Source organism: Bradyrhizobium sp. CCBAU 53351 (assembly GCF_015291745.1).
Taxonomy (GTDB): domain Bacteria; phylum Pseudomonadota; class Alphaproteobacteria; order Rhizobiales; family Xanthobacteraceae; genus Bradyrhizobium.
In genome coordinates this window covers 44,717-64,858 of the sequence record NZ_CP030059.1, presented here as the reverse complement: position 1 = coordinate 64,858, position 20,142 = coordinate 44,717, and the positions used below count along the sequence as shown (strand labels likewise).

At 64.8% G+C, this 20,142-nt stretch carries 17 protein-coding genes; 2 read left to right on the top strand and 15 right to left on the bottom strand.

The features are described from left to right. Positions 1-10: 10 nt before the first annotated feature. The 5 genes from XH83_RS00285 to XH83_RS00265 all read right to left on the bottom strand — a co-directional run bounded on the left by XH83_RS00285 (position 11) and on the right by XH83_RS00265 (position 3,874). Positions 11-607: a glutathione S-transferase family protein gene (locus tag XH83_RS00285; RefSeq protein WP_194405149.1), complete on the bottom strand. Its 597-nt coding sequence runs from the start codon at positions 605-607 to the stop codon at positions 11-13. Positions 608-723: 116 nt separating this feature from the next. Then, positions 724-1,539 (bottom strand): hypothetical protein, encoded by an 816-nt coding sequence (locus XH83_RS00280; RefSeq protein WP_194405148.1) that lies wholly within the window; start codon positions 1,537-1,539, stop codon positions 724-726. Positions 1,540-1,551: 12 nt separating this feature from the next. After that, a complete protein-coding gene (locus tag XH83_RS00275) occupies positions 1,552-2,190 on the bottom strand; it encodes a hypothetical protein (RefSeq protein WP_246776384.1) in 639 nt (212 codons plus the stop codon). Between the two features lie 291 nt (positions 2,191-2,481). Continuing rightward, positions 2,482-2,940, bottom strand: coding sequence for a GNAT family N-acetyltransferase (locus tag XH83_RS00270; RefSeq protein ID WP_194405146.1), 459 nt, complete (start codon positions 2,938-2,940; stop codon positions 2,482-2,484). Between the two features lie 7 nt (positions 2,941-2,947). Then, positions 2,948-3,874: a hydrogen peroxide-inducible genes activator gene (locus tag XH83_RS00265; protein WP_194405145.1), complete on the bottom strand. Its 927-nt coding sequence runs from the start codon at positions 3,872-3,874 to the stop codon at positions 2,948-2,950. A gap of 114 nt (positions 3,875-3,988) precedes the next feature. Here XH83_RS00265 and katG point away from each other — a divergent pair, with 114 nt between their 5' ends. Next, positions 3,989-6,154 carry a catalase/peroxidase HPI gene (gene katG / locus XH83_RS00260; RefSeq protein WP_194405144.1) on the top strand — a complete coding sequence of 722 codons (2,166 nt, stop codon included), beginning with the start codon at positions 3,989-3,991 and terminating at the stop codon, positions 6,152-6,154. Positions 6,155-6,283: 129 nt separating this feature from the next. Here the strand turns inward: katG and pnp are convergent, their stop codons facing one another. The 8 genes from pnp to rimP all read right to left on the bottom strand — a co-directional run bounded on the left by pnp (position 6,284) and on the right by rimP (position 16,720). Next, positions 6,284-8,440: a polyribonucleotide nucleotidyltransferase gene (gene pnp / locus XH83_RS00255; protein WP_194405143.1), complete on the bottom strand. Its 2,157-nt coding sequence runs from the start codon at positions 8,438-8,440 to the stop codon at positions 6,284-6,286. Between the two features lie 380 nt (positions 8,441-8,820). Continuing rightward, positions 8,821-9,090, bottom strand: a complete 270-nt coding sequence (gene rpsO, locus XH83_RS00250; protein ID WP_018644188.1) for a 30S ribosomal protein S15 — start codon at positions 9,088-9,090, stop codon at positions 8,821-8,823. A 2-nt stretch (positions 9,091-9,092) separates the two neighbouring features. Further along, positions 9,093-10,226: a tRNA pseudouridine(55) synthase TruB gene (gene truB / locus XH83_RS00245; protein WP_194405142.1), complete on the bottom strand. Its 1,134-nt coding sequence runs from the start codon at positions 10,224-10,226 to the stop codon at positions 9,093-9,095. Further along, complete coding sequence (gene rbfA / locus XH83_RS00240) at positions 10,223-10,669, bottom strand: 30S ribosome-binding factor RbfA (protein WP_194405141.1); 447 nt, start codon at positions 10,667-10,669, stop codon at positions 10,223-10,225. Before rbfA ends, truB begins: the two co-directional genes overlap by 4 nt. Positions 10,670-10,824: 155 nt before the next feature. After that, positions 10,825-13,524 carry a translation initiation factor IF-2 gene (gene infB / locus XH83_RS00235; RefSeq protein WP_194405140.1) on the bottom strand — a complete coding sequence of 900 codons (2,700 nt, stop codon included), beginning with the start codon at positions 13,522-13,524 and terminating at the stop codon, positions 10,825-10,827. A 70-nt stretch (positions 13,525-13,594) separates the two neighbouring features. Beyond that, a complete protein-coding gene (locus XH83_RS00230) occupies positions 13,595-14,278 on the bottom strand; it encodes an RNA-binding protein (protein ID WP_194405139.1) in 684 nt (227 codons plus the stop codon). Between the two features lie 73 nt (positions 14,279-14,351). Beyond that, positions 14,352-15,962, bottom strand: coding sequence for a transcription termination factor NusA (gene nusA, locus XH83_RS00225; protein ID WP_194405138.1), 1,611 nt, complete (start codon positions 15,960-15,962; stop codon positions 14,352-14,354). A gap of 2 nt (positions 15,963-15,964) precedes the next feature. Continuing rightward, entirely contained in the window at positions 15,965-16,720 is a 756-nt protein-coding gene (gene rimP / locus XH83_RS00220) for a ribosome maturation factor RimP (RefSeq protein ID WP_194405137.1), read from the bottom strand. Between the two features lie 369 nt (positions 16,721-17,089). Between rimP and XH83_RS00215 the strand changes: the two genes are divergently transcribed. Then, a complete protein-coding gene (locus XH83_RS00215; protein WP_194405136.1) occupies positions 17,090-18,172 on the top strand; it encodes a DUF2336 domain-containing protein in 1,083 nt (360 codons plus the stop codon). Positions 18,173-18,244: 72 nt separating this feature from the next. Here XH83_RS00215 and trmB read toward each other — a convergent pair whose 3' ends face one another. Together trmB and XH83_RS00205 are read right to left on the bottom strand one after the other, a co-directional pair. After that, positions 18,245-18,955 (bottom strand): tRNA (guanosine(46)-N7)-methyltransferase TrmB, encoded by a 711-nt coding sequence (trmB, locus tag XH83_RS00210; RefSeq protein WP_194405135.1) that lies wholly within the window; start codon positions 18,953-18,955, stop codon positions 18,245-18,247. Then, a complete protein-coding gene (locus XH83_RS00205) occupies positions 18,952-20,109 on the bottom strand; it encodes a M20 family metallopeptidase (RefSeq protein WP_194405134.1) in 1,158 nt (385 codons plus the stop codon). The genes trmB and XH83_RS00205 overlap by 4 nt, the downstream gene beginning before the upstream one ends. Positions 20,110-20,142 lie beyond the last annotated feature (33 nt).

Here is a 20,142-nt window from a genome sequence, read left to right as displayed (position 1 = left end):
GCGCGCCGTCTCACCCCGCCGCGATCTTCTCCGCGCGCTGGAACGCCGGCCGCGCGGTGCAGCGCGCCAGATAGGCGTCGAAGGCGGGACGCGTCGGTACCATCTTGAACTGGCGCACCGCGAAATTCAGGCCCGAGCCGATCGTGACGTCGGCGGCCGAAAAATCCTCGCCGAGAATCCACGGTCCCTTGGCGAGCGCAGCTTCCAGCACGTCGAACACCTGCGTGGCGCTGCCCCAGGCCGCGGTCGAGGTCGGAATCTCGATCTTAGTGAAGATCTGGATGATGGCGGGCTCGATGCAGCCCGGCGAAAAGAACAGCCATTGCAGATAGCGCGCGCGGCGTGGATCGGTCACCCCCGGCGCAAGCTTGGTCTCGGGATAGCGGTCGGCGATGTAGGCGCAGATCGCGGCGGCTTCGCCGAGCGCGGCATCGCCGTCGGTCAGCGCCGGCACCTTGCCCATTGGGTTGATCTTCAGATAGTCCGGCGCCTTCTGCGCGCCGGTCGAGATGTCGGTCAGCACGCGCTCATAGGGCAAGCCGCTCTCCTCCATCAGCCAAAGCGTCGTGAACGAGCGCGAGCGGGGCGACCAATAGAGCTTGATCATGGCGCGGAACCTTCCATCGGCAAGGGGCGGGTGGCGCGCAATTCATGGCGCGTTTGCAGCGCATTCGCAACGCACTACGCCTAGAGGCAAGGAGAGTTTTGCGAGCGATATCTTGGTCAACGCGACGAAGGCGATGTCGGACGTTGCAACAGGGCCGGAAGCGTCTTGTCGAGGCTCTTTATCAGCATCGTCCGCACACCGGCGCGCAGCACAGTATTGTTGACCACTTCCGCAGGCTTTTCCGGAAACATCGCAGGATCCAGCTTCATCGAGGGCCCGCCGAGAAAATTATGCGTCATGCGCTCGATATAGGTGTCCTCGGTCATCAAGGCCGGCGCCTCCTTGATCAGCTCGAAAGTCCGGCCGTCGTAGATTCGGATGAGCATCATGGCGAAGAGATGCACGGGTCCGCCATAGGGGTATTGCGAGATGCCGATACCGTATTCGCGCTGCGTTCCGCCGTGCCGGTGGACGACGAGGTAACGATCACAGCGGATCTTTGGCGCTAGAAATTGAACAAAGCCCTTCACGTCGGCTTCGGCCCGATAGAACCACGGATTCTGCTTTTGTCGGCCCCCGGACCTGAGCTCCTCGGGGGTGTAAGGAACCCTGCGTACGGAAATGCCAAGTGCAGCAGCACGAACGCGGGAGACGACGAGGTCGTCGAGCGCCCACGCCGCGACCGACGTGCGCGTGTACTTGTCGAGAAACTTCAGAGGACCGAATTTCTCGACCATGAACAGGTCGCCTGCGATCGGGATCACGCCGACGTGGCACGGGCCCGCTTCTGCGGTGGCACGTGGAGCGACAGCCGGCTTCTTTGCAGCCGGTCTTACCGGCTCCGGCTTTGGCGCCGATTGCACCTGTCCGCCGCTTGGGGACACCAGCGCATATGAGACCATTGCGACAACGGCGAGAAGATTGATGGTCACATCGTGCTCGCTTCACTGCGCGAAATACGGCGGCAAGATCTTGTCGAGCCGCTTTGTCAGAAAGTCGCGCGTGGTGTCGCGCAGGGCGGTGTTGCTGGCGGAGTCCGTGGCCGCCTCCGGAAACATGGACTTGTCCACCTTCTGTAACAGTTCGTTCGACGTGAAGTTGTCCGCCATATGCTTCATGACACCTTCGAACGTCACGGCCGGACCTTTCATGACTTCGAAGGTGCGGCCGTCGATCCATGTCACGCCGATAGAGGCGAAGACGTAGGCGTAGGAGATGAGACCGACACCCCGGCTGAAGATGCCGATGCCGCTGAGCGACTGATTGGTCCCGTCGAGCTGTCCTTCGCTGCGCATGATGACGAGATAACGCTCGCAACCGGCATTGCCCGCGACCTGTCGGATCAGGTTCGACAACTCCTGGCGCTGATTACGGAACAGGCCGGATTTGGGGTGATAGTAGGAATCGAGCGCGCCCTTGGCGTAGCTGATACGTCGTACCGGCGTGTTGCCTGCCGCGGCCCGCGCCCGCGCAAAGACGAGATCGTCGAGGCCCCAGGACACCGGGACTTCTGCATAGTCGTTGCCGAACACGGTCAGGCCGATCTTCTGGACGACGAAGATGTCGCCGGTCCCCGCAATCACGCCGACGCCGCAAGGACCGGCCGTCGCCGGGTCCGCAGGCTTGGCTGCTGCCTTCGGCTTCGCGGCCGCTTTCTTGGGAGCCGGCTTCGCCTGTGGCGCGGACTGAGCGGCGGGAGCACTGGTTGCAGGCGTAGTATGTGCCTCTGCCGGACCCAGAAGGGACAGCAGGACGAGCACTGGGACAGCAGGTCGAAACATGGATTCCAAGTGGGATCAGACGCAACGTGACAGCGGACGCGTCACACTAGGTTGTCAAGGCGACAACCGCAAGCTGCGCTCGGAGTTCGGTGCCTACCCGATGGGCCGCTTCCACCGATAGTACTTCATCATGAAGCCGTTCGACGGCTCGATCTCTTGCTTCTCGAACACAAATCCTTCGCGCTCGTACCAGCGCCAGGCTTTTTCGTTCTCGCGGACGCAGCGCAGGTGCATCTCATCCGGCATTTGCGTGCGGGTGAAGGCGAGCAACTTTCGTCCGAGCGATTGGCCCTGATAGGCGGGCGCGACGAACAGCATGTCGAGATAACGCTTCGGCACATGCAGCGCCAGCATGGCGGCGATCGTGCCGCGATCGTCGGCAACGAACAGGCTCCAGCCGTCCGCGATCTCGCGCCGGATGCGCGCGCGCAGGTTGGCGAGCAGGAAGTCGCTGGCCTCGCCGAGGCCGGTCGAGACCCAGCTCTCCATCCAGACGCGGCCGACCTCATCGTATTCGTTTGCGCGGGCGGGACGAATGACGGGATGCGACATCTGGCGCTCAGCTGCGATGATCGCGCGCGGCCGAACGCGGGCGTGCCTTGCCGGCCGACAGGCACACCACTTCGGAGATCTGCAGCAGCTGCCGGGCCAGCGGGCTGGTCTTGCGCCAGACCATGCCGATGGTGCGGGACGGCTGCGGGTCGCGGAAGCGTGCCAGCGAGACCGAGGCCGATCGCGTCTCCACAGGCACTGCCATTTCCGGGATCAGCGTCACGCCAATGCCGGCGCTGACCATCTGCACAAGCGTCGACAGCGAATTGGCATCCAGCATCTCGCGCGGCGGCGCCGACTGCATGTTGCAGAACGACAGCGCCTGATCGCGGAAGCAGTGGCCTTCCTCGAGCAGCAACAGCCGCATCTCGCGCATCCTCTCGCGCGACGGCGCCGGTGTGCCCTCATCCGTGCTGGGCCGGACCAGCAGGAATTTCTCCTCGAACAGCGCAACCTCGGTCAGCGAAGGCTCCGACACCGGCAGCGCCACGATGGCGGTGTCGAGCCGTCCCTCCACCAGCTCCTGGATCAGCCGCGGCGTCATGGTCTCGCGGACGCGGATGTCGAGCTCCGGATGCATGCGCGTGAGATTCTTGGTGATCGTGGGCAGCAGATAAGGCGCGATGGTCGGGATCATGCCGATGCGTAAGCGGCCCGAGAAGTGATCCTGCGAGGCGCGGGCGAAATCGCCGAGCTCATCGACCGAGCGCAAAATGTCGCGGACGCGCTGTGCGAGCTCCTCGCCGAATCGGGTCAGCGCCACCTGGCGCGCGCTGCGCTCCAGCAGCAGCCCGCCCAGCGCCTCCTCCAACTCCTTGATCTGCATCGACAAGGCCGGTTGCGAGATCGAGCAGGACTCGGCCGCGCGGCCGAAATGGCCGTGACGCGCCAGCGCATCGAAATACCGGAGTTGGCGCAGGGTCACGTTGAGCATCAGGAATTCTTATTGCAGCGATCACTAAAGTCAACTTCCCCTGATCGAACGCGGCGCCTAGAGTGGTTCTACCTGGTCAAAGGCGCGAGTTCGACGCCACCAGAGGAGGTATTCATGGACGACACTTCGAAGTGCCCGTTTTCGGGCGGAAAACCCACGCGCGTGAACCGCGACTGGTGGCCGACGCAGCTCGATATCGAGGTGCTGCACAAGAATTCCGACAAGTCCGATCCGATGGGCCAAGGCTTCGACTATGCCAAGGAATTCAAGACGCTCGACCTGAACGCCGTGATCAAGGACCTGACCGCCCTGATGACGGATTCGCAGGAATGGTGGCCGGCCGATTTCGGTCATTACGGTGGCCTGATGATCCGCATGGCCTGGCACAGCGCGGGCACCTACCGCACCACCGACGGTCGCGGCGGCGCCGGCGCCGGACAGCAGCGCTTTGCGCCGCTCAACAGCTGGCCCGACAACGCCAATCTCGACAAGGCGCGCCGCCTGCTGTGGCCGATCAAGCAGAAATACGGCCGCAAGATTTCCTGGGCCGATCTGATGGTTCTCGCCGGCAACGTCGCGCTGGAATCGATGGGCTTCAAGACCTTCGGTTTTGCCGGCGGCCGCGTTGACGTGTGGGAGCCGGAAGAGCTGTATTGGGGCCCCGAGGGCACCTGGCTCGGCGATGAGCGCTACAGCGGCGAACGCCAGCTCGCCGAGCCGCTCGGCGCGGTGCAGATGGGCCTCATCTACGTCAATCCGGAAGGTCCCAACGGCAAACCGGACCCGGTCGCCGCGGCCAAGGACATCCGCGAGACCTTCGCCCGCATGGCGATGAACGACGAGGAGACCGTCGCGCTGATCGCCGGCGGCCACAGCTTCGGCAAGACCCACGGCGCGGGCGACCCTTCGCTGGTTGGACCGGAGCCGGAAGCGGGCGCTCTGGAGGATCAGGGCCTCGGCTGGAAGAGCAAGCACGCCTCGGGTCACTCGGGCGACGCCATCACCAGCGGCCTCGAAGTCACCTGGACGACGACGCCGACGAAGTGGAGCAACAACTTCTTCGAGAACCTGTTCAATTTCCAATGGGAGCTGACCAAGAGCCCGGGCGGCGCGCAGCAATGGACGGCCAAGGGTGCCGACGCGATCATTCCCGATGCCTTCGACAAGTCGAAGAAGCATCGGCCGACGATGCTGACGACCGACCTCTCGCTGCGCTTCGATCCGGCCTATGAGAAGATCTCGCGCCGCTTCCTGGAGAACCCGGCTCAGTTCGCTGACGCCTTTGCCCGCGCCTGGTTCAAGCTCACCCATCGCGACATGGGTCCGATCCAGCGCTATCTCGGCCCGCTGGTGCCGAAGGAGACGCTGATCTGGCAGGATCCGATTCCGGCCGTGAACCACGAGCTGGCCAGCGATCAGGACATCGCTGCGCTGAAGAGCAAGATCCTGGCTTCGGGGCTTTCGGTGTCCGAGCTGGTCTCGACCGCCTGGGCGTCGGCCTCGACGTTCCGCGGCTCGGACAAGCGCGGCGGCGCCAACGGCGCGCGCATTCGCCTTGCCCCGCAGAAGGACTGGGAGGTGAACGAGCCGGCGCAGCTCAGCAAGGTGCTCGGCAAGCTCGAAGCGATCCAGAAGGACTTCAACGCCTCGTCAGGCGCGAAGAAGGTCTCGCTCGCGGACCTCATCGTCCTCGGCGGCACCGCCGCGGTCGAGAAGGCCGCGAAGGATGCCGGCGTCGACGTCAAGGTTGCGTTCACGCCGGGCCGCATGGATGCTTCGCAGGAGCAGACCGACGCGGCGTCCTTTGCACCGCTCGAGCCGCGGGCTGATGGCTTCCGCAACTATGTCGGCAAGCGGCATCAGTTCATGCAGCAGGAAGAGGCGCTGGTCGATCGTGCGCAGCTCCTGAGGCTGACCGGCCCCGAGATGACGGCACTGGTCGGCGGACTGCGTGTGCTCGGCGCCAATGCGAACGGGTCGAAGCACGGCGTCTTCACCGCGAAGGTGGGTACGTTCAGCAACGACTTCTTCGTCAACCTGCTCGACATGAGCACGCAGTGGACGCCGGCGGCTGACGGCAGCTACGAGGCCCGCGACCGCAAGACCAACGCGGTGAAGTGGACCGGCACGCGTGTCGACCTGATCTTCGGCGCGCACTCGCAGCTCCGTGCCTACGCGGAAGTCTACGCGACCTCGGATGCGAAGGAGAAGTTCGTGGCTGACTTCGCCAAGGCCTGGACCAAGGTGATGAACCTGGACCGCTACGACATCGTGGCGTGAGGCGATCTCGCCTCGTGGTCGGTGCAACCTCTCCCGCAAGCGGGAGGGGGGAGCGCAGATCGCCCGGAGCGAACACAAGCAAAAAGGGCGGCCTTTCGGCCGCCCTTCGCGTTTCTGATGTCGTGAGACTTACTCGCCGGCGGCTTCGCGCGGGGCCTTCTCGCCCTCGCCGCCCTTGCCTTCGAGGTCTTCGCCGGTGGTCTGGTCGACCACCTTCATCGACAGGCGGGTCTTGCCGCGGTCGTCGAAGCCGAGCAGCTTGACCTTGACCTTGTCGCCTTCCTTGACGACGTCGGAGGTCTTCTGCACGCGGTTGGCCGCGAGCTGGCTGATGTGGACGAGGCCGTCCTTGGAGCCGAAGAAGTTCACGAAGGCGCCGAACTCCATCACCTTGACGACGGTGCCGTCATAGATCTGGCCGACTTCCGGATCGGACGCGATCGACTTGATCCACTTGATCGCGGCCTTCATCGCTTCGCCGTCGCTGGAGGCGACCTTCACGGTGCCGTCGTCCTCGATGTTGACCTTGGCGCCGGTCTTCTCGACGATCTCGCGGATCACCTTGCCGCCGGTGCCGATCACTTCGCGGATCTTGTCGGTGGCGATCTTGAAGGTCTCGATGCGCGGCGCGTATTCGCCGAGCTCGGCGCGGGCGTTGGTGAGCGCCTTCGCCATCTCGCCGAGGATGTGGATACGGCCTTCCTTGGCCTGGCCGAGCGCCACCTTCATGATCTCTTCGGTGATGCCCTCGATCTTGATGTCCATCTGGAGCGAGGTGATGCCTTGCTCGGTGCCGGCCACCTTGAAGTCCATGTCGCCGAGATGGTCTTCGTCACCGAGGATGTCCGAGAGGACCGCGAAGCGCTTGTCCTCGAGGATCAGGCCCATCGCGATGCCCGCGGTCGGCCGCTTCAACGGCACGCCTGCGTCCATCAGCGCGAGCGAGGCGCCGCAGACCGAAGCCATCGACGAGGAGCCGTTGGATTCGGTGATCTCCGAGACCACGCGGATCGTGTAGGGGAACTCGTGATGCGGCGGCAGCACCGGGTGGATCGCGCGCCAGGCCAGCTTGCCGTGGCCGATCTCGCGGCGCTTGGTACCGCCGAGGCGGCCGGTCTCACCGACCGAGTAGGGAGGGAAGTTGTAGTGCAGCAGGAACGTCTCTTTGTACGTTCCCGACAGCGCGTCGATGTACTGCTCGTCTTCGCCGGTGCCGAGCGTGGTGACGACCAGGCCCTGGGTTTCGCCGCGGGTGAACAGCGCCGAGCCGTGGGCGCGCGGCAGCACGCCGACTTCGGCGACGATGTTGCGCACGGTCTTGCTGTCGCGACCGTCGATGCGCTTGCCGGTGTCGAGGATGTTCCAGCGAACGATCTTCGCCTCGAGCTCCTTGAACACGGCGCTGATGCGCAGCTTGTCGTATTTCGGTTCCTGCCCTTCGGGGAAGTAGTGGGCGATCACCTTTTCCTTGACCTTGCCGACCGCGGCGTAGCGGTCCTGCTTGACCGGAATGGCGTAGGCGGCGCGCAGCTCCTGCTCGACGAGGCCGAGCATCTCTTTCTCGAGCGCGGCATTGTCGATCACAGTGACTTCGCGCGGCTCCTTGGCGGCCTTCTCGGCAAGCTCGATGATCGCGTTGATCACCGGCTGGAAGTGGCGATGACCGAACATCACCGCGCCGAGCATGATGTCTTCGTTCAGCTCCTTGGCTTCCGATTCCACCATCAGCACGGCGTCGGCGGTGCCGGCGACGACCAGGTCGAGCTGGGTGTCGACCATCTCGTCGAGGGTCGGGTTGAGGATGAACTCGTCATTGGCGAAGCCGACGCGGGCCGCGCCGATCGGGCCCTTGAACGGAGCGCCGGACAGGGTCAGCGCGGCGGACGAGGCCACCAGCGCGACGATGTCAGGGTCGTTCTCCATGTCGTGCGACAGCACGGTGACGATCACCTGAGTCTCGTTGCGCCAGCCGTCGACGAACAGCGGGCGGATCGGACGGTCGATCAGGCGGGAGACCAGCGTCTCCTTCTCGGTCGGACGACCCTCACGCTTGAAATAGCCACCGGGAATGCGGCCCGCAGCGTAAGTCTTTTCCTGGTAGTCGACGGTCAGCGGCAGGAAGTCGACGCCTTCGCGCGGCGCCTTCGCCGCGACGACGGTGGCGAGCACCACGGTCTCGCCGTAGGTGGCGACGACGGCGCCGTCGGCCTGGCGTGCGATCTTGCCGGTTTCGAGCTTGAGAGGGCGTCCGCCCCAGTCGATCTCGACTGAATGCTTATTGAACATAGAGGTCTTCTTTCATGGGTTCTCGAAAGAGGGGACGGCTCTCGAAAAACAAAAACCATGCGCAAGATTGCGGGACGCTGATCGGAGCGGGTGATCAGCGTCCTGCGATCCTGCCATGGTTTTCGGATTTCGGATGGCGTCCATCCTTTCGGGTCATACGGGCGCCTTGCCCGTTGTGCCCAGCCGCCGGATTGCTGCTGGACTGTCAGTCGGCACGAATGCGAACACCGAACCTTCGGTCTTCGCCCATCATGCCCCGGATGCTGGCCATCAACGGCCCGCATCCGACGTGCACGCAGCCTCGATCAAAAACCTTTAAACAAACGCTTTCGTCGAAATCACGCGCGAAAACGCGCGCCGTTGGGCGCGCGCAAGAACTCTTAACGACGAATATTGTGCTTCTCGAGCAGCGCCTTGTAGCGCGCCTCGTCCCTCTTCTTGAGATAGTCGAGGAGCGAGCGGCGGGTCGAGACCAGCTTCAAGAGGCCACGACGCGAATGGTTGTCCTTCACGTGGGTCTTGAAATGGTTGGTGAGGTTGTTGATGCGTTCCGACAGGATCGCGACCTGAACCTCGGGCGAGCCGGTGTCGCCGGCCTTGGTGGCATTGGTCTTGATGACTTCCGCTTTGCGTTCTGCGGCAATCGACATCGTCAATTTCTCTCGTTGCGACCGGGGCTGGCAGTCAGGCCGGTCAGGTTGAACACACGCTTGGGGATGATTTCGCCATTGCCAACTTCAGCAAGCGCCAAAAGACGGCCTGCCACCGTGACATAGACTGTGCCGCTACAAGTGGGCGCATCCCGTCCGCGCAACAAAACGGCCTGACCCCGATGGAGCCTTGCCGCATCAGCCCGAGTGACGGCCAGTGCCGGGATGTCGTCCAGCGCGGTCTCAACGGGCATAAGCGCGTCCGCGAGGCTACCCTCGCCGGACGCGGCTCTATCGCACAAAGCCTCCAGCTGATCCAGCGGAATCATGTCGTTTTCGCCAAATGGGCCGACCAGGGTCCGCCTGAGCGCGCAGATATGGCCGTAAGTGCCGAGAATCCGGCCCATATCGCGGGCCAGCGCGCGGACATAGGTGCCCTTGCCGCATTCGGCCTCGAACACGGCGTGGTCGTTATCCGGTTGATCCAAAAGGGTTAAATGGTGAATCTCGACCGGGCGGGGAGCCAGCTCCACGACTTCGCCGTCGCGGGCGAGGTCATAGGCGCGCTCGCCCTGGACCTTGATCGCGGAATAGCGCGGCGGGATCTGCTCGATCACCCCGGTGAAGCGGGGCAGCAGGGCTAGGATGGCCTCCCGGGTCGGACGCTGGTCGGAGGTCGCGGTCGCCCGGCCCTCGATGTCGTCAGTGTCGCGCTCCTCACCCCAGCACACCGTAAACTGGTAGCGCTTGCGGCCGTCCATGACGAAAGGAACGGTCTTGGTGGCCTCACCGAGCGCGATCGGCAAGCCCCCCGAAGCGAGCGGATCGAGCGTGCCGGCATGTCCGGCGCGCTTGGCGTTGAACAGGCGCTTGAGCACTGCGACCGCCTGCGTCGAGGTCATGCCGATCGGCTTGTCGAGCACGACCCAGCCGTGGACGTCACGCCGGTCGCGGCGAACCTGGTTGCCCTTCTGCTGCCTGGCGCGCGGATCGTTGTTGACGCGGCGCGGCTCCTGATGCGGCTCCGAATTGCCGCCCATGTCCGCGAAATTATTGTCCGCGAAATTATTTTTCTGCACGTCGCGCTGATCGGCCTGTTCGCCGCTGATCGTGTCGTGAGCCGGGTCCATCGTCATCGTTCTTCTTCCCGATCCGTCTCCGGATCCTGTTCCAAATCCTGTTCGAGATCCTTCTGCACCGCAGGCGTTCGCAAAAGCTTCTCGATCCGTTCCGCTTCGTCGAATCGCTCGTCGACGCGGAAGCGAAGGTCGGGTGCAAATTTCAGGTTAACGCGCCGCGCGACTTCGCCGCGCAGGAACTTCTTGTTGCGTTCGAGCGCAGCGATGACGATCCCGGTGTCGCGGCCACCGAGCGGCATCACGTAGACGGTCGCGAGCTTCAGGTCGGGCGACATCCGCACCTCCGGCACGGTGATGATGTGACCTTCGAGGTCGGCATCATGCACATTGCCTTGCGCCAGAATATCGGCCATCGCGTGGCGAACCTGCTCGCCGACGCGCAACTGGCGTTGCGAGCCTCCGCCGGGTGCGGAACTCTTTTTCTGATGATGGCGTGGCATTCTCGAAAATCACCTCGTCATGCCCGCGCTCGAGCCACGGGCATTGCCATTTGTACTGTTGAAACGAAGAGGGGTGGATGGCCGGAAAAAATCCGGCCATCGCACTCCCGCAATTTCAGTTCAAAATGATCCGAACGCTTCGGTAAGATTTGGACTTACAGGGAGCGCTGGATCGTCTCCACGCGATAACACTCGATGACGTCGCCTGCGCGCATGTCGTGGTAGTTCTCGAAGGCCATGCCGCATTCCTGACCGGACTGGACTTCCTTCACTTCGTCCTTGAAGCGCTTCAGCGTCGACAGCTTGCCCTCGTGCACGACGACGTTGTCGCGGATCAGGCGCACATTGGCGCCGCGTTCCACGGTGCCGTCGGTGACGCGGCAGCCGGCAACCTTGCCGACCTTGGAGATGTTGAAGATCTCCAGGATCGAGGCGTTGCCGAGCATGGTTTCGCGCAAGGTCGGCGCGAGCAGGCCGCTCATCGCCTTCTTCACGTCGTCCACGAGATCGTAGATGATGTTGTAGTAGCGGATCTCGATGCCGTTGCGCTTGGCGGCCGCAGCGGCCTCCTTGTTGGCACGAACCGAGAAGCCGATGATCGCGGCGTTGAAGCCTTCGGCCAGCGTCACGTCGGATTCCGAGATGCCGCCGACGCCGGCATGCAGGATGCGGGCTGCGACTTCGTCGGTGCCGAGCTTCTCCAGCGAGCCGAGGATCGCTTCCAGCGAGCCCTGCACGTCGGCCTTGATGATCAGCGGGAATTCCTTGCGGCCCGCCGTCTTCAATTGCGACATCATCTGCTCGAGCGAGCCGCGCATGCCGGAGATCGAGGCAGCCGCGTTCTCGCGCTTCTGGTGCGCGCGGTAGCTCGTGACCTGACGGGCGCGGGCTTCGTTCTCGACCACGGCGAGACGATCGCCGGCTTCCGGCGGACCGTTGAAGCCGAGCACTTCGACCGGCACCGAGGGACCTGCTTCCTGCACGGTCTCGCCCTGATCAGAGATCAGCGCGCGGACGCGGCCCATCTCTGCGCCCGCGACGATGATGTCGCCGACCCGGAGCGTGCCGCGCTGGACCAGCACGGTGGCGACCGGACCACGGCCGCGATCGAGCTTGGCTTCGATCACGGTGCCTTCGGCCGGACGTTCCGAATTGGTCTTGAGGTCGAGGATGTCGGCCTGGAGCGCGATCATCTCGAGCAGCTTGTCGAGATTGGTCTTGTTCTTGGCGGACACTTCGACGTCGACGACGTCGCCGCCGAACGATTCGACCTGCACCTCGTGCTGCAGCAGCTCGGTGCGCACGCGCTCGGGCTTGGCGTCGGGCTTGTCGATCTTGTTGATGGCAACGATGATCGGCACCCGCGCCGCCTTGGCGTGGTTGATGGCTTCGACCGTCTGCGGCATCACGCCGTCATCGGCCGCAACCACCAACACGACGATGTCGGTGACCTTGGCGCCGCGGGCGCGCATCGCGGTGAACGCGGCGTGGCCGGGCGTGTCGATGAAGGTGATCTTCTTGCCGCTCTCGGGCGAGGTGACCTGATAGGCGCCGATATGCTGAGTGATGCCGCCGGCCTCGCCGGAGACCACGTTGGCGTGACGGAGCGCATCGAGCAGCGAGGTTTTGCCGTGGTCGACGTGACCCATCACGGTCACCACGGGCGAGCGCGTCTCGGTGTCGGTGGAATCGTCGGTGACGTCGAACAGTCCCTCTTCGACGTCGGACGCGGCGACGCGCTTGACGGTGTGTCCGAGCTCTTCGGCGATCAGCTGCGCGGTGTCGGCATCGATCACGTCGGTGATCTTGTGCATCGCGCCCTGCTTCATCAGCATGCGGATGACGTCGACCGCGCGCTCGGCCATGCGGTTGGCGAGCTCCTGGATGGTGATCGCTTCCGGAATGGTCACCTCGCGAATGAGCTTTTCCTTGGGCTCGTTCGAGGCGTGGCCCTTCAGGCGCTGGGTGCGGCGGCGGAACGAGGCGATCGAACGCTCGCGCACTTCGTCGGCGTTGAGCGCCGTGACGACGGTGAGGCGGCCACGCTCCTTCTGCGGGCCGGGCTTGTGGGTCGGTTTGGGAGCCACCACGGGACGTGCGGCGCCGCCGGGACCACGACGGATCTGGCGCGGACCATCGTCCTCGTCGGGTCCGGCCGCGACCGCGGGCGCGCGACCCAAAGGTCCGCCAGCCGGCCGTTGCGTGCTGGTTCCGGGGCGAGCCGTCGTCGTTCCCGGGCGTGCCGTGGTCGTGGTGCCGGGACGTGAAGCGGGCGCGCCGGAACGCGGCGCAGGAGCGGCCGGGGCCGCACTTGCGGGGCGCGGAGCGGAGGGTTGCTCGCCTTCGCCAAAGCGCTTCTTGGCCTCGGTCTCGGCCTTGCGCTTGGCCTCGTCCTCGTGACGGTGGCGCTCTTCCTCGGCCTTGCGGCGGGATTCGGCGGCCTCGCGCTCGGCGCGTTCGGCGGCCTCGCGGACCGCGCGGCGCTGGGCCTCTTCCTCGGCCTGGCGGCGCTCTTCGACTTCGCGCACCTTGGCATCGGCCAGCGCGCTGGCGCGGGCGGAGCGTTCGTCCTCGGTCAGCGTGCGCAGCACCACGCCGGAGCCGGCGTTGCGCGGCGGCGCAGGGCGCGACGGAGCGGGCGCGGGTGCGGCCGGTGCGGGCTTCGCCACCTCGGCAGCCTGCGGCTCGGGCGTGCCGTCGATACGGCGCTTGCCGCGCTTCTCGACCACGACCTGCTTGCTGCGGCCATGGCTGAAGCTCTGGCGCACGGTGCCCGTTTCGACGCGCGGCTTGAGCGATAGCGTCTTGCTCGGAACGCTCAGCTTCTTGTCGCCAGGGGTCTTGGTATCAACCATTCAGCAGTCCTAATCCTGATTTATCAGTGTTGTGCGTTGCCGCACCGTCCAATCGGGTCGTCGTTGTCTCTCAGAAATCCTGGCCGTGCTTTTCGGCAGTCTTGTCATCGTCCGCCATCCGGTATCGGACCAGCATCTGGCTACGTGACAGGAATGACTTGCTCGCCGGGCCCGCGAGCAGGGCAGCATGTATCACATTTGACCGGGTCAGTGCCAAATCCAATTCTACCGATTTCAGTGCGGTGACGACGGGAATCGGCGGCTTGGAGCCGCGATTTCCGGCATTTTGACGTGCCAGCATGTCTAATTTGCGGATTCCGTCCGCGGCCCCGTCGCTGGCGTGGATCAGGACCTCGACCGTGCCTTCCCGAAGGCCGCTTTCGACCTTGCCGAAGCCGGCCACGACCTGGCCCGCCTTGGCGGCGATCCCAAGGGCTTCCGACACGCTCCGAACCAGGAGTGCCTCGATGTCGGCAGGAAGCGTCTGGGGGATGCGCAGCTCGCGCTTGAAGGCCTTGGTAAATTGGTGACGCCGCACCGCTTCCGCAACCACCCCGCGGGAGGCCGTCAGCCACATGCCGCGTCCGGGCAGCTTGCGCTTGAGATCTGGAACGACGTCGCCCTGCGGCGAAATGACGAAGCGGATCAGCTCGTCGATCGGCCGGACCTGCCGACTGACAGCGCACATCCGCATGGTCGCGGACCTTTCGGTCCGCGGTCCATTGTCGAGTTCGCTGTCCATATTGGCGAGCATCCGGGCGACATCCTCCTTCGCCTTCTAAGTCGTGTGTTTACGCAAGGCCGGTCTCCACTTTGCCGAAAACGCCTCAGGCCGGCTGATCTTCGGTCGCCTCGGCCTCTTCAGCGGGCTTGGCGAGATCGGCCTCGGTGATCCAGCCGGCCTTGACGCGGGCCTGCATGATCATCGCTTCAGCATCGTCGCGGGAGATATCGATGCCGTCGAGGGCACCCGGGAATTTGGTCTGCTCGCCGCCTTCCTTGCGCTCGGTCCAGCCGACCAGATCGTCGGTGGCGCAGCCGGCGAGGTCTTCGACCGTCTTGATGTCGTTCTCGCCGAACTTCACCAGCATCTTGGAGGTGACGCCGGGCACGTCCTTGACCGCGTCCTCGACACCGAGCTCCTTGCGCCTGGCCTCGATCTCGGCGTCCTGCTGTTCGAGATATTCGCGGGCGCGGCTCTGCAGCTCCTGCGCGGTCTCTTCGTCGAAACCCTCGATGCTAGCGAGTTCCCTGAGATCCACCATGGCCACTTCCTCGACCGCGGTGAAGCCTTCGGTCGCCAAGAGCTGGCCGACAACCTCGTCGACGTTGAGCGTTTCCATGAAGACGCGGGTGGCGTTCTCGAAGCCGGCCTGACGGCGCTCCGATTCCTCCTGCTCGGTCAGGATGTCGATATCCCAGCCGGTGAGCTGCGAGGCCAGACGCACGTTCTGGCCGCGGCGGCCGATCGCCAGCGAAAGCTGGTTGTTGGTATCGGGCACGACGACCTCGATGCGCTCGCGATCTTCGTCGATGACGACCTTGGACACTTCGGCCGGCGCCAGCGCGTTGACCACGAAGGTCGCGATGTCGGGCGACCAGGGAATGATGTCGATCTTCTCGCCCTGCAATTCATTCACCACGGCCTGCACGCGCGAGCCGCGCATGCCGACGCAGGCGCCGACCGGATCGACCGAGGAATCGCGGGAAATCACGCCGATTTTGGCGCGCGAGCCCGGATCGCGGGCCACCGCCTTGATCTCGACGATGCCGTCATAGATCTCCGGCACTTCCTGCGCGAACAGCTTTGCCATGAACTGCGGATGGGTGCGCGAGAGGAAGATCTGCGGGCCTCTCGTCTCGCGGCGGACGTCGAAGATGTAGGCGCGGACGCGGTCGCCGTTGCGGAACACTTCGCGCGGCAGCATCTCGTCGCGGCGGATGATGGCCTCGCCGCGGCCGAGATCGACAATCACGCTGCCATATTCGACGCGCTTGACGACGCCGTTGACGATGTCGCCGATGCGGTCCTTGAATTCTTGGTATTGCCGGTCGCGCTCGGCCTCGCGCACCTTCTGCACGATGACCTGCTTGGCCGATTGCGCGGCGATGCGGCCATATTCCAGCGGCGGCAGGGTGTCGGCGATGGTGTCGCCGACCTGGGCGCCGGGATTGGCGCGCTGCGCGTCCACCAGCGAGATCTGGTTGGAATGGTTTTCGACCTTCTCGACCACCAGCATGTGGCGCGACAGCCGCAGCTCGCCCTTCTTCGGGTCGATCTCGGCGTGAACGTCAGTCTCGCTGCCGTAACGTGCGCGCGCCGCCTTGGCGATGGCGTCCTCCATCGCCGCGATGACGATGCCGCGGTCGATCGATTTCTCGCGTGCAACGGCGTCGGCGATCTGGAGCAATTCAAGTCGATTGGCGCTGACTGCCATGGCTAGTCTCCTTGGTCAGGATCGATGTCGCCGCGCCGCGCGCGTTCGGCGGCAAGGCGATGTTTCTTGGTGTTGGTCGGGGCCGGTTTCTTTTTCGGCTTGGTGTTCTTGGTGATCTTCGCGCTGATCTCCGCGTGCGGCGCAGCCGGCGGCTCCAGTCCGAGATTCCTGCGCATCTGGCGCTCCTCGGCCTTGCCGCGGCGCATCGATTCCGCAATCAACTCGTCGGTCAGCACCAGCCGGGCCTCGCCGATATCCTCCATGGTCAGGAGCACCTCGGCCTCGGCGCCCGCCTTGACGTCGTCGCGACGCAGGTGCACGCGGTCGCCTTCGACGGCACCGAGCGTGCCGCGGAACCGCTTGCGTCCCTCATGTGCGACCGCCATGTCGATCTTCACCAGATGGCCGGAATAGCGCTCGAAATCGGAGCGGCGGACCAGCGGACGGTCGATCCCCGGCGAGGAGATTTCCAGCCGGTAGGCGCGATCGATGGGGTCGGCGACATCGAGCACGGGCGACAGCGCACGGGAGATCGCCTCGCAATCTTCGAGCTGCATCGAGCCGTCCGGCCGCTCGGCCATGATCTGCACGGTGCAGCCGGCCTCGCCGGAAATTCGGATCCGCACCAGGCGGTAGCCCATTCCCTCGAGCACCGGTGCTGCGACCGCGGACACCCGTGCCGCCACACCGGGCTCGACGACGAGTCTCGGCTCGGCCAGCAATTCGGCATCCGTGGAACCAGGGGTCGGTTCGGTCATGTCCAGGGTCAGGCGCTCGATGGTTAAGGCTTGGTTACGATTCCAAAGCCCGCTTCGGAACTCTCCCGACAAACGTCGGGCCGCATCTTCCGCCAAGCCGCGTTCAGGTAATAAAAAAGAGCGGGTCCTTTCGGGCCCACTCTCACTACGCGGATCGTATGAGAAGATGAATTGGCGCTGATATAGCGCTTTTGATCCCCCCGGACAAGGCCCATCGCGGGCCAGACGAGGCTTTTTACGCCCGATTCGCGCCGTCGTTCGCGCCGTCCCGGGCCTAACGCTTCTTTCACCTCGGGCGGCTAAATTCCCTGATTGTGGGGCGGCTTCGACCAAGGGCGCACCCGCGGCGTGCCCTGATCGAGTTGTTTCATGACCGTTGCCACGTCGCTCATTCCCGGACTGGACGATATCGTCAAACGCGGCGATCCGCGGCGGCGCGGCGAAATCGCGCGCGCCATCTCCGAATTGTTCTTCCAGGATTCCGCCAATCTTCGTCCCGAGCTGATCGATCTCTTCGACAACCTGCTGATCGATCTCGTCCCGCATGCGGAGCTTGCCTCGCGCGCCGACCTCGCCGAGCGCTTCTCGCACCTGAACAATGCGCCGCCGCATCTGGTCAATCAACTCGCGCGCGAAAACGAGATCATGGTGGCCGGCCCCGTGCTGCGCCGCTCGCCGGTGCTCGATGATTCCGCTCTGGTCGAGATCGCGCGGCTGAAGGGCCAGGGCCATCTGCTGGCGATGACGGAGCGCCCGGTATTGTCGGCCGAGATCACCGACGTGCTGGTCGAGCGCGGTGATCGCGACGTGGTGCGCCGCGCCGCCGGCAATGCCGGTGCGGTGTTCTCGCCGAGCAGCTATTCCGAGATGATCAAGCGCGCGTCGCAGGACGGCGTGCTGACGCTCAAGATCGGCCAGCGCAACGACCTCTCGGGTGAGCACCTGAAAGAGCTTCTCGACGGCACGCTCGACGTCATCCGCCGGCGCCTCTCCAGCGTGGTCAACCCCGCGCGCCAGGTCGAGATCAAGCGTGCGATGGCGGCGATCGAGGATGCCAAGCTGCCGCCGGGGCCGCGGCGCGATTTCTCTGCGGCCCAGCGCACGGTGCTCGCCTTGCATCGTGACGGCCATCTCGGCGAGAGCGCGCTGCTCAGCTTTGCCAAGGCGCACAAATACGAGGAATCGATCGCCTCGCTGTCGGCGATGTCCGGCGTTCGCCTCTCGGTTCTCGACCGCCTGATCGCCGGCGACCGCTACGATCCGATCCTCATCGTCGGCCGCGTGCTGAATCTGGGCTGGCCCACGGTGCGCGCGCTCATCCTGCTCTGGTACGGTCCGCAACGCACGCCGGCCGACGCCGACATCGAGGCTGCACGCGTCAACTTCACGCGCCTGATGCCGACGACCGCCGAGCGCGTCGTGAATTTCTGGCGCAACCGGCAGACGATTTGAGATTCCGAACAGTCTTCGTCATGGCCGGGACAAGCCCGGGCATGACGACAGCGGAAGTACCGCGCGAAAAGTCTACACCCGCCTGAACCGCAAATAAGCCGCCTTGCGTCCTTCGCGCGCGGCCTTGCGGCCGTAGCGCGTCATGGTGTAGCCCGCCCATGGCTGCCTGAAATCGTCGGCGCGTTCGGCAAGCCAGACGAAGTCCTGTGAACGCGCAAGGTGCGACAGCGTCCAGGCGCAGTAATCGTCGATATCGCAGACGAAGCGGAATTCGCCGCCGCTCCTGAGCACGCGCGCCATCGCGGCGATCGTCCTGTCCTGGACGAAGCGCCGTTTCCAGTGCCGCCGTTTCGGCCAGGGGTCGGGATGGATCAGGTCGATCCGCGACAGCGATGCCTTGGGCAGCCAGGCCAGCAGCTCGGCGGCATCGCCCGCGAACAGGCGGATGTTGCCGATATTGGCGGCCTCGATCTGCGCGAGGATCTTCGCCATGCCGTTGACATAGGGCTCGCAGCCGATGAGGCCGGTCGTGGGGAATTTCTGTGCCTCGGCCGCGAGATGCTCACCGCCGCCGAAGCCGATCTCGAGCCGCACATCTTCGGTCTCGGGGCCAAAGATCTCGCTTGCGTCTGCCGGCGTCTCACTTTGGATGTCGAGCGCTAGATGCGGCAGCAGGTGATCGACCAGCTCGGCCTGGTGCTGTCTGAGCTTGTGGCCCTTGCGGCGCCCAAAGAAGGCGCGCTCGCTGTCCTCGCGATCGGGGTCTGATCTGCGCTCGCTCATCGCAGCGTCTGATACAGGCGATGGAGCAGCCGCGCGCGCGGCGCGAGCGAGGAGACATAGAGCTGCTCATAATGGGTGTGCGCGCCCTTGCCGTCGACGCCGAGCCCGTCGAGCGTCGCGGTATGCGGGGCGGTGAAATTGCCGTCCGAGCCGCCGCCGGTGTGGGTGTCGATCAGCTCGAAGCCGATCTCGCCGGCGAGCGTCTTCGCATGCTCGTACAGCGAGGCGCCTGCATTGCTTTTCTCGTAAGGCGGGCGGTTGAGCTCGCCCGTGACGGTGACGGTGACGCCGTCGGTCCTCGAGGTCAGAGCGAGAATCCTGCCGACGAACTCGTCTGCGTCCTTGAGGCTCACAACGCGCAGATCGACTTCGGCATAGGCGTCTTCAGGCGTGACGTTGGGGCGCGTGCCGCCGCGCACCACGCCGACATTGACGGAGACGCCACGCGCGAGGTCGTTCATCCCTTCCAGCGCCAGGATGACGTTGGCGAGCTCGCGGACGGCGCTGCGGCCGTCTTCGGGCCGCGAGCCGGCATGCGCCGGCACGCCCTTGATGGACACGCGGAAGCGTCCGACGCCCTTGCGCCCCGTGACGATCTTGCCGCCGTCCCGCGCCGGCTCCGTCACCAGCACGTATTTGGCCTTGCGTCCTTCCCGCTCGATGAGCGCGCGCGAGGTCGGGCTGCCGATCTCCTCGTCGGAGGTGAACAGATGCGTGATGCCGAGCGGCGAGCGATCGGCTGTCGCACACAGCGCGCCAAACGCGTGATGGGCGATGTAGGCGCCGCCCTTCATGTCGTAGATGCCGGGACCGTAGGCGATGTCGCCTTCGACCTTGAACGGCAGGCGCTCGATGAATCCCATGGGATGGACGGTGTCGAGGTGGCTCAACACCAGGATGCCGGGCTGGTCCTGGCCCCAATTCGAGCGCGCCAGGAGATGATCACCGCAGCCATCGGTGCCGGCGACGCGCTCGAGCGTGACGGGCCAATCGCGATATTGCTCCGCGACCACGGAGATCAGCTCGTTGACCTGTTCAGGCGCTTCCGTCGGTGTCTCGATCTCCACCCAGCGGCGGATGCCATCGAGAATAGTTTGAGTATCGAACCAATTGGAGCCGGTCATGGGCGCATCTTTGCCTTTGAATCGCATCATCGAAGCGGACGCACGCCAAGGCGCGGCCACAAA